Source organism: Gynuella sunshinyii YC6258, from assembly GCF_000940805.1.
Taxonomy (GTDB): domain Bacteria; phylum Pseudomonadota; class Gammaproteobacteria; order Pseudomonadales; family Natronospirillaceae; genus Gynuella; species Gynuella sunshinyii.
Map to the genome: position 1 here is coordinate 4,505,505 of NZ_CP007142.1, position 14,979 is coordinate 4,520,483.

Here is a 14,979-nt window from a genome sequence, read left to right on the forward strand (position 1 = left end):
GTCCTGGAAACAATCCGGTTTTCAAAAAATCCATAACCCGGCATCACCTGTTATGACAGGTAAGTAGCCGAGATCGGCGGATAGTATAGATTATGAAAATAAAAAGGAAATTTATTAAAAGAAGGAGAAAACTAGCCGCTCATGAATGAGAACTACGTCACATTAAAATGTCATTTAATGTCTCTTTTTTCTGATTGGTTACCGGACAATAACTACCCTCTCGTGACCATTTTTCCATTGACACGACCGATACCTTTAATGTCCCACTTCTCAAAAAAAAAGCGGGCACATGGCCCGCTGTTGGAAACCTCCTGGTGATCAAGCAAAACACCCTGACACTCAGTTATGGAATAATCCATTCGGTTTATATGTTGGCCGGATTTAATCCGGCCATGAGTCGATCTTACCGACCCAGATAGTTCATCAGCCAGGTCATGGCCGGACGTGGGTTACCATTGCTGGAAATCAAGCCACTGCCGTTAACCCAGGTTGAGCCTACAACGTAACCCCACAGCGTAATACCTTTCACTGATGGGTGGTTATAGAACAACGGGAACTGAGACTGCATGACACTCAGCTGTGTCTGATCATTGGATTTCGCAACATCGTATTCAGAGATGTAAATCGGCAGACCCAGCGCAGCGACACGGTTCAGTTTGTTTTCGATATCTGACAATGAACGATCTTCCAGACCATGAGACTGAAGCCCGATTGCGTCAACCACACCCGCATTGACAGCCGGAGTTGCCATCGCAATGAACTCATCGGTATTCCAACTCAGAACGTTATAGTCATTCAGAATCAAAATGGCGTTAGGACAATACTGACGGGCCAACTGGAAGGATTTTATAATCCAGTTGCTGCCAAAGGCACTCTGCGCATACCCTGCTGGAGCATGTCCTGGCGTGGATTCATTGACAACATCGATCATATCGACATCAGGATAACGGGTACAGAAATCCCGAATCCATTCTTCAATCTCCGCAGCCTGTTCAGATGGGCTCAGTGAATCAATCCAGGTTGGATACTGACTACCCCAGACAAACGTATGTTGTTTGAACGGAATATTATGCTGTTTGGCATAATTATAAGCGGCATCAACACCACTCCAGTTGTATACGTCACGGGTACGTTCTACTGAACCCCACTTACCTTCGTTTTCAGGTGTAATCTGATCCCAGTACTGAACGAAATCAGATCTGACTGATCCATTAGTGGTAATGTTACCGACAAAGAAGTCGTGATTAGTACCACCACCATTGCCGTTATCATCACTGACTTCACCACCCACAGAGAAATCATCAACATAGTAACTGACAGTATCATTGTCGGATTCAACAATGAATTTCTCGAATGGAGTGCCACTTTGAGTATAGAGACCCTGCAACAGAGTCCACTGACTGGCAGATGCAGTTGCGGTAGCAATATGCTCATACTCATTGTAAGTGGAGGAGTCTGAATCGTCCTGGCGTTTGGCAGTCAGAATCATCGGTACATCAGCTGATCCCGGAGCCAGTTTCACCCAAACGGCCACATCATATTGATTGCCATTAGTCAATTTACCAACATTGAACGTAATGCCATGCCAGCCAGATGTTCTGCCGGTAATATATGCACTGGCAGAACCGCTGTGTTTGTCAGCAGTGGAACGAGTCAATGTACCGGCTGTTGTACCCCAGTTGGACAGGCCATCTTCGACACCGCCGTTAACAGCGAAGTTATTGGCAGGTACTTCATAACCACCACCACCATTGTCTCCACCGTTGTCACCGCCGCCATTGTCTCCACCATTGTCACCGCCGCCATTATCTCCACCATTGTCACCGCCACCGTCGACACGATTCACACACAAGCCAACAGAAGAGTCGGTTTGACCAGGTTGTAGAACGTCATTCCAACCAGCACCAGATACTGTCAGAGTCAAACCACTTTGGCTCCAGGTACCATTCCAAAGACTGTTAACATCACCATCCATTTGCAATGACACTTCCCAGGTAACCGCAGATGAATTGTTATTGGTAACTACCAGAGTTCCACAGTAACCTTCACCCCAATCATTGCCAATCTCGATGTTGGCTGAGACACCCGGTGTACCGCCAGTGTTACCATCACCAGAACTACCACCATCTGAAGAACCACCGCCACTAGAAGAACCATCGACATTACCAAAGCCAATTGAGCCGTTGCAATGCAGCCATTCTGAGTAGCTTCCGCCACCACAGCTGTCGTTGCCCCAAACACCGGTATTGTCATCCTGATCTTCCGCTTGACGAACCACACCGTTTACCACGATGTAATCAACCTGGACATCACGATCACCACTATCATTGGTAAAACCGACACGGATTTCACCAGTCGCATCTGTTTTGATAGTGTAATCAGACATATAAGAGGTAGCCGTCCAGGCTTTTACAGTGGTACCGCCGACTTGCAGGTTAACGGCTTCATCACCGACAACACCACTCAGACGAACAACAATAGTATTGGCACCTGAACCATTGTCACCATCACCACCAGAAGCTGATGTATCCACCAACTCCAACATTTTGTTCGCATACCGACGACCCATTTCACGAACCCCAGGAGAGTCAAAGTGATATTGGTCGTGAATATTCAGTCCTTCAGCACTTACAACGTGCGCGTTACTGACAACAGAGGGTAATTGTGCAATCAGCGTATTATGGCTGGCACAACATGCCGGATAAGGCAATTCACCGGCAATAAATGGAACATTGCCGATACCGAGGTCATTGCGGATATCAGTTACCAACTGATTTACCCGACCTGGCCAGGCTGGATCACCGGTATTACTTTCGCCCTGATGAAAAATAATGCCTTTGATAACACCTTTTTCCTGTGCTTTACGAGCGATATCTATTAACCACTGATAACCGCCATTAAAGTTGTTAGGAGTAGAACCAAAAGAAGGCTGACAGGCATTGTAAGTACCACAATTTTTCAGGAAATACTCGATTTTCTGACCACCAAATGCAGCGCCTACAAGACCAATGGTCACTGCCTGATCAGAGTTATCTGCCATGGTTTTGCCGAAATAATCGCCAGGGCCAAGACCCGAATTACAACGGATCAGAGGCGGTGCAGCAACACGCCATTGACCATAAGATGCCAGACCAGGACAGCTTTCATCCTGCAACACCATGACTCTGGAATTGGTTACACGATCCTGAGTTTCAATTGGCGCAGCACCTTCCATGTTTGACTGCCCAACCATCAGATATATATGAAAATTTGGATCAGGTTCTGCGAATGCTGGCATCGATACTATCGATGTCAGTACAGCAAGAGAGAAAAGGTTTTTAAGTTTTTTCATAGCCGTTTCTTGTTGTGTCAGTTTTAAAATTTATGTGAAATTGAAGAACTCTGAAAATCCGAATTAATTAACGAACGTACTAACCCGCTTGCAGAATTAAAAAAACAAAGATTCAACAGAACAACAGCCCTCTCAACATCACTACCGGAGTAATAACATCAACCGTTATATTTTTGCATAAAACCAACATTTGGTTTTGGGCAAAAACGTGACATATAGATCATTCTCAAAATTTAAATTTTTTAGCGATCTCCTGGAAACGTGTATTTATACCGCCACCGATATTCCGGTGGCGGCAGTTAACGACCTACCTATTTGGCTCTTAACAATCCAAGCCGATAAGGAAGCTTATTATAATCCGATGTGCCGGAATTTGGATCCTGACCTTGGTACAGGTACTCCATATTACAGGCATTAATGGTCAGGGTCTGATCATATCCCGAACGAATCATTTCTCCATGACTGATATCGTCAGTCCATTTACCACTTGGGAACGAGACGTTTGCTGCCCCGGCAAATGGATTGGATTGAGTATCAGCCAGAGGCGTCCATGGGCCATCGAGACTGGTTGAAGTCCATGACCGGAAATAACGAGGACCATAGGCTTCCACCAACAACAAATACTTATTGGTACCTTCCACTTTGTAAACGTTGGATGCTTCAAAGAGTTTTCCTACCGCATCCGACATTACAACCTCATAACCAGAGAAGTTAGGGAAATTACCAATGGATACTTTGGAACGATAAAGCTTGCCATCGTCTCCAGAGAAGAACAGGTGGCAGTAGTTATCATCACAAATAACCCAGTAGTCGATACCATTGCTAGGTCCACCACTCAACAAAGATTTAGGTGATGTCCAACCAGCCGGGTTACTGATATCAGTGTTAGTGGAATATTTAGCACCCCATTGATAAATCAGGTACCACTTTTTGTGAGGTTCAAAGTAAAACACTTCTGGTGCAACAGTACTGCCGGCAGATGTAGTCGACATATCAACCTGTCCTGCAGATCCAGCCTGTGACCAGTCGCTGAAGTTCAAGTAAACACCACCCCATCCGTTCTTGGCAGTATCGAACACCGTGGCAAATACGTGATACTTGTTATTGTATTTGACAATAGTCGGATCTTTGATCGATACCCAATTCGAATTCTTAGGTGAAATTAATGGAGCCGTTGAATCCCAGCTGAACTTCGATGGCAAATCACAAGTCTGACCACCACCATTGTCGCCACCGCTATTACTGCCGCGCTGTTCTTTCAGGTAATTCATCAGCCAGGTCATGGCCGGACGTTGGTTACCATCGCTGTAAATCAAACCGGTACCATCCTGCCAAGTTGTACCTACCACATAACCCCACAGCGTAATACCTTTTACTGACGGATGAGTGTAGAACAATGGGAATTGAGACTTCATGACATCCAACTGTGCCTGATCATTAGACTTCGCAATGTCATATTCAGAAATATAGATTGGCAGACCCAATGCAGCTATACGGTTCAGTTTGCTTTCGACATCTGAGAATGGGCGATCAGCCAGACCATGTGCCTGCAGACCGATTGCATCAACCACACCCGCATTAATTACAGGAGTTGCCATCGCAATGAACTCATCGGTATTCCAACTCAGAACGTTATAGTCATTCAGAATCAAAGTGGCGTTAGGACAATACTGACGGGCCAACTGGAAGGATTTAATAATCCAGTTGCTGCCAAAGGCACTCTGCGCATACCCTGCTGGAGCATGTCCTGGCGTAGCTTCGTTGACAACATCGATCATATCGACATCAGGATAACGGGTACAGAAATCCCGAATCCACTCTTCAATCTCCGCAGCCTGTTCAGATGAGCTCAGTGAATCAATCCAGGCTGGATACTGACTACCCCAAACAAACGTATGTTGTTTGAACGGAATATTATGCTGTTTGGCATAATTATAAGCAGCATCAACACCACTCCAGTTGTATACGTCACGGGTACCTTCTACTGAACCCCACTTACCTTCGTTTTCAGGTGTAATCTGATCCCAGTACTGAACGAAATCAGATCTGACTGCACCGCTGGTAGTAATGTTACCCACAAACTTATAATTGCCAGAACCGCCACCATTATCACTCACCTCTCCGCCAACGGAAAAGTCATCAACATAGTAACTGACGGTATCGTTGTCGGATTCAACGATGAAATGCTCAAATGGTGTTCCGCTTTGAGTATAGAAACCCTGTAGCAGAGTCCAGTTACTGGCAGATGCTGTTGTGGTAGCAATGTGTTCATATTCATTGTAAGTCGATGAGTCTGAGTCATCCTGACGTTTGGCAGTCAGAATGATCGGAGCATCAGCTGATCCTGGTGCCAGCTTCACCCAAACGGCCACGTCATATTGATTGCCATTGGTAAGCTCACCAACATTAAATGTCACACCATTCCAGCCAGATGTTCTGCCGGAAATTAACGCACTGGCGGAACCGCTGTGTTTGTCGGCAGTCGTACGGGTCAAAGTACCGGCTGTTGTACCCCAATTGGACAGGCCGTTTTCGACACCACCATTAACGGCAAAGTTATTGGCAGGTACTTCATAATCACCGCCGTTGTCACCACCGCCATTGTCACCACCACCGTTGTCACCACCGCCATTATCGCCACCACCCGTATCTCCGTTACGGTCTACACAGAAACCAATGGAGCTATCGCTTTGGCCTGGCTGTAAAACGTCATTCCAACCAGCACCGGTCACCGTCATCACTGTTCCGGTTTGACTCCAGCTACCATTCCAAAGGTTGGTGACAGCACCATTTACGTCCACGCTAACAGACCATGTGACTGCAGAACTATTGGTATTGGTTATCTTCAGTGAAGCACAATAACCGGTTCCCCAGTCATTACTGATGTCAATGTCTGCCGTAACACCAGGAGTTGTCTGCTGAGCCGATCCTCCACTAGAGCCCCCGGAACCGTTATCACCACCAGAAGATCCACCGTCTGATCCACCGGAACCGTTGTCGCCACCGGTGCCATTATCACCGCCAGAACCATCACCACTGTTTGTCAATGCAATAGTACCGGTCGATGCATTCAGGGTTACGTTATCCAATTTCGCACCGTCTTCACGACGCAGAATTCTCAGTACGTGATCCCCTGCTGACAGGTTGTTAAAGCTTTCCAGACTCAGAGTGCCCCAGCCGCTGGTAGCGGTGTTGTTCTGGGTGATCCAGTCGCCGGAATCCACTTTGTAATAAAAGGAATCATCATTACCATTCGCCAGGGATGCCTGCATCTGCAAGCTGACATTGGCAGCCTGAGATAACGTGAAGGCAATCGACACCTGACCACTGGTTGTATCTGACGGACTGTTCAGAATCTGATGGCTGCCATCATTCGTCCACTCAACATAACCACCGTTAGACGCAGAGCTGTCTGACTTCACACTCAACGGACTGAAACTGCTTTGTCCGGACAAAGACTCCAGCTCAACCGCCAATGTGCTGCTGCCGGCACTGCCACCATCTCCACTGAACTGGTACCAGTTCAGGTTATGCCAGCCGGTGGAACGCAGGTACACATCATGTACTCCGCTGACCGTGCTGTTCAGGTTCGCCGATTGTGTCTTCCAGGTTTGCCAGCCACCGGTGTTGTCAATCTGTACCGTCGCCACCGGGGTATTGGTCAGTTTGTCCAGAACCACTTCCAGGCCAGAACCATACTCTGATGCAGCCCGTACTTTCAGGGCCTGGGCACCGCTGCCAAAATCAACACCCGCCACCTTAATCCAGTCACCGTTGCCCATCATGATATTCAGGGTACCGTCAGTAGACGTCTCGGTTTCGATGCCGTTCTCTTCATCAAACATTTCAGCCTGATTCTGATTGAACGCATTCACACGCTTAATTTGTGGCGCTCCGGCGCGACCGGCACTGACCTGTTGAATACTGCCATCGCTGTTGTAGTTCAGCAGGTCCACATTCACTGAACGCTGGTAGGTACTCGCACCTCGCTCATTCGCTACAGCGCGGTTGTGATAGAAAATATAACTCTGGTTCTGATACTCAATAATCGATGCATGATTATTGTTGTTATTGTTTTCCCATGGGTTCGGCAATATCGCGCCGCGATAGGTAAATCCGGTCATCGGATTGTTACTGGTCATGTACTCTATCTTCATACCCGCATCCGGGTTGGAGGAATAGGACAGATAGTACGTGCCATTATGTTTGTGCATGTACAGCGCTTCAAAGAAGTTCGGTACATCGATCGAAACCGCACTGCCGCTGGTGCTGATCATGTCGTCATTCAGTTTGATCACACGGGCATTACCGGGTCCGCCGCCACCAAAATACAAATAGGCCTGACCATCGTCATCAATGAACACACCCGGATCAAAGATCCACTGCACATTGCCATTAGGGGTGCTGCCGTCGACCAGGGCATGCCCCAGGGGGTCCACATACGGTCCTTCCGGCTTATCCGCTACCGCGACACCGATGGAACCACCACCATTCGGAAAATACAGATAGTACTTGCCATTACGTTCAATAAAGTCCGGCGCATAGGCCAGACCGGCCCAATTGGTATCGGTAGTGGAATTCCAGATAATGCCGTGATCCTGCCAGTTCACCATGTCATCGGAGGAGAACAGGTAGTAATCCACCAGCTGGTTGTAATCACTCTGGGTGTCCTGGTCGTGAGTCATAACCACGTAAACGCGCCCGTTAAACACCCGGGCAGCCGGGTCTGCGGTATAGACATGGGACACGATGGGATTTTGTGCCAGGGTCTGTGCCGGCAAAACGGCACCACCTGCCAGAACCCCTAATGCCATGACCGCTGATACTTTCGCAGACACGCATTTGGAAAGGAGTTTTTTATTCATTTAAGTTTCCTTTTTGCGATGTAATGGCGCCCGGACATGCCGGACGCGGTGATGGCGCACTAACAACTATGAATCTGACGGAACTGAGTATCAGACCAACAACAACGCCGTCTCTTTTTCTCGTTATCTCATCTAAGCTCCTGCGACAGGAACATCATTCACCCACTTTAAAATAATCGAAGTCCACGTATCCGCCCGTTGACCGGGTGGCATAGTTAAACAAAGCAAATCGATATCCCATAAAGTGTGGAATGGTATAGCTCATTTTTAAGGTATTACCTATGGCCTGCCAATTGGCTCCATCCAGACTGTAATAGAAGGTGGCCTGATCCTTCTGATCTTGAAAATCCATATCAATTCTGAAATACACCCGGTCCTGATTCAGTCCGATAGAAGCAACTTCCTGCATTGAGCCGGACGCAGCGTTTACCATGACAATTGAACGGGATGAACCGGATTTCTTGATGCCAACAAAACCGTAATTTTTCTGCAACGCACCTAGTCCGGCATAATCACCATCGTTCATATTTCCGGTTTCTATGGCAACAATACCTGTACTGGTTGGCCCAAAGCCTCTTTGCGTCAAAGTGTTTCGCGTATTCAGCAAATTGCTGTCCACACGTTTATTGGTCAGCCTGAGATATCCGGCTCTGGTGCTCGTGGACCATCCGGAGGCATCTGGATTGTGGTTCCACTGCCAGGCTAATCCCAGGGCTGATTGATTGAACTCGTCTGAATTGACAATGCCACTCATATCACCATCCTCGACATCAAAATCGAGATATTGTGGCACTGTTCCATTGACTCCCATCACCGGCCAGTCATTCTGCCAGGTCACAGGAACCAGATAAGGAATCCGGCCAACGGCGCCACTGTCGCGAAACAGGAATGCATACCAGTCACCCGACGGAGTATCGATCAGGCCACCTTGTGCAACACCTTGATTCTGCAGTGCAATTCTGCCCTCGTAAGCACCGGTCAGATTTCTTGAGCGGAATATCAATTGCGTCCGCATGCTACCGGAGGGCCAGCAGATCAACGATACATAGTACCAACCATTAATCTTCTGAATATGAGAGCCTTCTGCCGAAACAATAAAACTTGAGCCGGCAACGGATGAGGCATCCTGAATCAGAACCTGATTCAAACCGCCTGCTTTTATACCGCTGGCATCGGCGTTTAGTTCGATGATCCGAATATCATCGACGCCATACACCAGGAATACCCGACCATTATCGAAAAACAGCGAAGAGTCATGATATGCACCATTGATGATGGAAGTACTCCATGGACCATTTTCGATATCATTGGTTTTAAAGATATAAGTCTTGCCAGTGGTATAGGAAAAGGTACTGACATAGTAAGTACCGTCCACATACTGCAGACTACTGGCCCATGACCCATCACCATATGCCTCCTGACCATTTTCCAGATTCATGGCAGCACTACTGCCGAGGGTCTGATAGGCATAACTGACCATTTTCCAGTTAATCAGATCCGTTGATTTCATGATTGGAACACCTGGGTTCATGTGCATAGTCGTACTGCTCATGTAATAGGTATTCCCCACTCTGATCACAGAAGGGTCAGGAACGTCCGCCCAAATTGCCGGGTTTGATGCTTGAACCATCGGCAGCGAATCATCCACTTCTCCACCCACGGAGAAGTCGTCAGCATAGAAACTGACCGTGTCGTCTTCGGATTCAACAATGAAGTGTTCAAATGGTGTTCCGCTTTGGGTATAGAAACCCTGCAACAATGTCCAGTGACCCGCGGATGCCGTTGCAGTGGCAATATGCTCATACTCATTGTAAGTAGAGGAGTCAGAATCGTCCTGACGCTTGGCTGTCAATAACATGGTAGCGTCTGCGGAACCCGGAGCAAGTTTGACCCAAACAGCCACATCATACTGGTTGCCATCTGTCAGTGTGCCTACGTTGAAGGTAATACCGTTCCAACCAGACGTTCTGTCGCTGATCAAAACACTGGCCGAACCACTGTGACTGTCTGCAGTGCTACGGGTTACAGTACCGGCGGTCGCTCCCCAGTTTGAGAGGTCACTTTCGACACCACCGTTGACGGCAAAGTTATTGGCTGGCACTTCATAATCACTTCCGTTGTCACCACCGCCGTTATCCCCACCATTATCGCCGCCACCGTTGTCACCGCCGCCGTTATCCCCACCATTATCGCCGCCGTTGTCACCACCGCCATTATCTCCACCGCCGTTATCTCCACCATCACTGTTGCGGGTTACACAAAAACCAATAGAGGAATGACTTTGACCAGGCTGGAGAACACTGTTCCAGTCTTGTCCGGATACTGTTAACACCAGACCGCTCTGACTCCAGACACCATTCCATAAATTGTCCACGGTTCCATCCAGGGTCAGCTGCACACTCCAGGTAACGGCGCTATCTGTAGTATTGGTCACCGTCAAAGCGGCACAATAGCCACTCCCCCAGTCATTGGTGATATCTATATCACTGGTAACGCCTGCTGTACCACCAGAGCCATTATCACCACCAGAAGATCCACCGGAACCGTTGTCACCACCGGTGCCATTATCACCGCCAGAACCATCGCCATTGTTTGTCAATGCAATAGTACCGGCCGATGCGTTCAGGGTTACGTTATCCAGTTTCGCACCGTCTTCACGACGCAGAATTCTCAGTACGTGATCCCCTGCTGACAGGTTGTTAAAGCTTTCCAGACTCAGAGTGCCCCAGCCGCTGGTAGCGGTGTTGTTCTGGGTGATCCAGTCGCCGGAATCCACTTTGTAATAAAAGGAATCATCATTACCATTCGCCAGGGATGCCTGCATCTGCAAGCTGACATTGGCAGCCTGAGATAACGTGAAGGCAATCGACACCTGACCACTGGTTGTATCTGACGGACTGTTCAGAATCTGATGGCTGCCATCATTCGTCCACTCAACATAACCACCGTTAGACGCAGAGCTGTCTGACTTCACACTCAACGGACTGAAACTGCTTTGTCCGGACAAAGACTCCAGCTCAACCGCCAATGTGCTGCTGCCGGCACTGCCACCATCTCCACTGAACTGGTACCAGTTCAGGTTATGCCAGCCGGTGGAACGCAGGTACACATCATGTACTCCGCTGACCGTGCTGTTCAGGTTCGCCGATTGTGTCTTCCAGGTTTGCCAGCCACCGGTGTTGTCAATCTGTACCGTCGCCACCGGGGTATTGGTCAGTTTGTCCAGAACCACTTCCAGGCCAGAACCATACTCTGATGCAGCCCGTACTTTCAGGGCCTGGGCACCGCTGCCAAAATCAACACCCGCCACCTTAATCCAGTCACCGTTGCCCATCATGATATTCAGGGTACCGTCAGTAGACGTCTCGGTTTCGATGCCGTTCTCTTCATCAAACATTTCAGCCTGATTCTGATTGAACGCATTCACACGCTTAATTTGTGGCGCTCCGGCGCGACCGGCACTGACCTGTTGAATACTGCCATCGCTGTTGTAGTTCAGCAGGTCCACATTCACTGAACGCTGGTAGGTACTCGCACCTCGCTCATTCGCTACAGCGCGGTTGTGATAGAAAATATAACTCTGGTTCTGATACTCAATAATCGATGCATGATTATTGTTGTTATTGTTTTCCCATGGGTTCGGCAATATCGCGCCGCGATAGGTAAATCCGGTCATCGGATTGTTACTGGTCATGTACTCTATCTTCATACCCGCATCCGGGTTGGAGGAATAGGACAGATAGTACGTGCCATTATGTTTGTGCATGTACAGCGCTTCAAAGAAGTTCGGTACATCGATCGAAACCGCACTGCCGCTGGTGCTGATCATGTCGTCATTCAGTTTGATCACACGGGCATTACCGGGTCCGCCGCCACCAAAATACAAATAGGCCTGACCATCGTCATCAATGAACACGCCCGGATCAAAGATCCACTGCACATTGCCATTAGGGGTACTGCCGTCGACCAGGGCATGCCCCAGGGGGTCCACATACGGTCCTTCCGGCTTATCCGCTACCGCGACACCGATGGAACCACCACCATTCGGAAAATACAGATAGTACTTGCCATTACGTTCAATAAAGTCCGGCGCATAGGCCAGACCGGCCCAATTGGTAATCGGTAGTGGAATTCCAGATAATGCCGTGATCCTGCCAGTTCACCATGTCATCGGAGGAGAACAGGTAGTAATCCACCAGCTGGTTGTAATCACTCTGGGTGTCCTGGTCGTGAGTCATAACCACGTAAACGCGCCCGTTAAACACCCGGGCAGCCGGGTCTGCGGTATAGACATGGGACACGATGGGATTTTGTGCCAGGGTCTGTGCCGGCAAAACGGCACCACCTGCCAGAACCCCTAATGCCATGACCGCTGATGCTTTCGCAGACACGCATTTGGAAAGGAGTTTTTTATTCATTTAAGTTTCCTTTTGTAAATTGGGCCTTAATTGATACCAGCGCCCTGAACGGGCGCCTTTTACGCAAGGATTACCGGTCAGCACAGAACCCGATGGAAGTCAGGCTCTCTCCGGCTTCAAGGACACTACTCCAGTCCAATCCAGAAACATGCAGCACATCACCCTGCTGACTCCAGACACCATTCCAAAGACTGTTCACGGAGCCTTCAACAGGAATATCGACAGACCATGTCACCGCAGAGTTGCTTTCGTTGGTAATAACCAAATCAGCGCAATAACCACCATCCCATTCGTTATTGATATTCATAACAGCGGAAATGCCATCTGCATTTTGACCGTCGCCGGTATCTCCACCGTTACCATCATTACCACCGGATGAAGAACCACCTCCAGTGCTGCCATCTACACCACCAAAACCAATCGAACCATTGCAATGCAACCATTCGGAGTAACTGCCACCACCACAGGTGCTATTACCCCAGACCCCTGTGTTATCAGCCTGATCTTCAGCCTGACGTACCACACCATTCACAACAATGTAATCAACCTGAACATCCCGTCCGGTCGCATCATTGGTAAACGCCACGCGAATTTCACCGGTCAGATCTGTGGTCACAGAGTAGTCGGTCATATTAGTGCCCAATGTCCAGGTACCAACCGTGGTGCCGCCAATGGTCAGATTCACACTTTCCTCACCGGATGTACCCTGCATGCGCACAACAATGGTGTTGTTGCCATCACCACCGTTATCGCCGCCATTATCACCACCGTTGTCGCCGCCATCGCCGTTACCATCACTGACAAACGTGGTAATGCTCTGAGGTTCCACCCATACAGAAGCAGCGTTGTTACTGAGCGTATATGTACCGCCGTAACCAAGGTTCAAAGAGCTGGATGTACTGTACTTAACAAACGAAGTAGCACTGGCATTCTGCAGTTTCAGATTCAGGTTCTGCTGAGAGGAACTGGTATTGACAGCCACGATCACATACTTGTTATCCGGCCCTTTGTATGCGGTTACAGAAACACCTGATTGAGGCATCTCAGTTGCGCCAATACGTACATACCCTGGCCGCACATATTTGGAATACTGCGCCATGATGTAACCACGTTTACTGACATTGCCATCTTCGGTCAGCAGGCCATAACTGCGACGGATATACCACCAGATATAGGCGTTGAAGTTTGCCGCCATACTTTGATGTAACTCCGTTGCCAGGGGAATGGCGTTCGACCAATCGTTAGCAGCTTCAGTATTGGTAATATGTTCGGTCATCCAGATCTCTTTTCCTTTGTTCCGGGCCAGCGGATAGTCTTTGGGTGTCGTGCCATAGAGATGACCACCAACGATATCCACATGCTGTGCTGCCGAGGCATCGTTCAGGAAAGGATCAGAGTAAGCATGATTAAAACCGAGAGACTCAGGAGCAAGCACTTTCAATGAACCAAAACGGCTACCCTGGCTCAATAAGAAGTTAGTAAAGTCAGCACCGGACCAGTCAGCTGACTCATAGTCTGGGTGCCAGTCTGGCTCATTCTGCAACGACATCGCGTAAATCGGCACACCATTTGAGTTCATATAATCCGCGAAACTCAATAGATGATCGGTATAGGCAGAGTAATACTGGGTTAGCAGCTTACCGCCATTGATGGTGCTGTTGTTTGATTTCATATAAGCAGGCGGAGTCCAGGGAGTCGCCAGCACGATTGCGTCATATTGAGAGACTGCGCGCTTTGCTGCAGGAATCTGCTGGTTCCAGGCACCTGAGTTGGGATCAATACGCATACGCATGATAGACAGACCAATCTGACCATCGCCATTGCCGTATGCCTTATCCACCTGATCATTGGTCAGATCGGCAATCCATCCGACACCACTCATGCCACCAAAACCCCGAATCGTCTGGTACTGAGTATTGGCATTGATATTCACATCTGCAGCCATCGCATGCATGGAAAAACTGCATGCTACCGCCAATGCACCAAAAACGGATGAAATATCCGGTCTTCTAAAAAACCCACGGATCATAAGATTCCCCCCTTTCCGCGATATATTCATTTGATTAAAAATCACTTTTTAAGAGTAATGACAAACCAATTGTTGTTTATCGTTGCCTTTGAAAGTCAGAAAGCACGACACAGAACACTTGTGAAAATGACGGATATTCAGAACAAACCACAATTTTTCTTGTCGAACCGCGTCACCTTCTTTTGGGAGAAACGTCCGAACACCCATTTGTAGTTAACATCGGAACTTTTCAGATATTCATTTTTTATTGTTATATAAAGCGCTGGCAATTATACCCTGGTACCAACCTTTCCCTATCCTACCTTAGAATGGTTGGTTTGCATCATGAATAAATAC

At 48.3% G+C, this 14,979-nt stretch carries 5 protein-coding genes; all 5 read right to left on the reverse strand.

Going from position 1 to position 14,979, the window contains the following annotated elements:
• Positions 1 to 403 precede the first annotated feature (403 nt).
• The 5 genes from YC6258_RS30715 to YC6258_RS30720 all read right to left on the reverse strand — a co-directional run bounded on the left by YC6258_RS30715 (position 404) and on the right by YC6258_RS30720 (position 14,643).
• Positions 404 to 3,331: an endo-1,4-beta-xylanase gene (locus YC6258_RS30715; protein WP_044618279.1), complete on the reverse strand. Its 2,928-nt coding sequence runs from the start codon at positions 3,329 to 3,331 to the stop codon at positions 404 to 406.
• Positions 3,332 to 3,642: 311 nt separating this feature from the next.
• A complete protein-coding gene (locus YC6258_RS29085) occupies positions 3,643 to 8,196 on the reverse strand; it encodes a non-reducing end alpha-L-arabinofuranosidase family hydrolase (RefSeq protein ID WP_082070801.1) in 4,554 nt (1,517 codons plus the stop codon).
• A 154-nt stretch (positions 8,197 to 8,350) separates the two neighbouring features.
• Positions 8,351 to 12,346: a family 43 glycosylhydrolase gene (locus YC6258_RS29090; RefSeq protein WP_342670660.1), complete on the reverse strand. Its 3,996-nt coding sequence runs from the start codon at positions 12,344 to 12,346 to the stop codon at positions 8,351 to 8,353.
• A complete protein-coding gene (locus YC6258_RS27550) occupies positions 12,273 to 12,614 on the reverse strand; it encodes a glycoside hydrolase family protein (protein ID WP_052830411.1) in 342 nt (113 codons plus the stop codon). The genes YC6258_RS29090 and YC6258_RS27550 overlap by 74 nt, the downstream gene beginning before the upstream one ends.
• A gap of 70 nt (positions 12,615 to 12,684) precedes the next feature.
• Positions 12,685 to 14,643 carry a cellulose binding domain-containing protein gene (locus YC6258_RS30720; RefSeq protein WP_082070803.1) on the reverse strand — a complete coding sequence of 653 codons (1,959 nt, stop codon included), beginning with the start codon at positions 14,641 to 14,643 and terminating at the stop codon, positions 12,685 to 12,687.
• Positions 14,644 to 14,979: the final 336 nt, after the last annotated feature.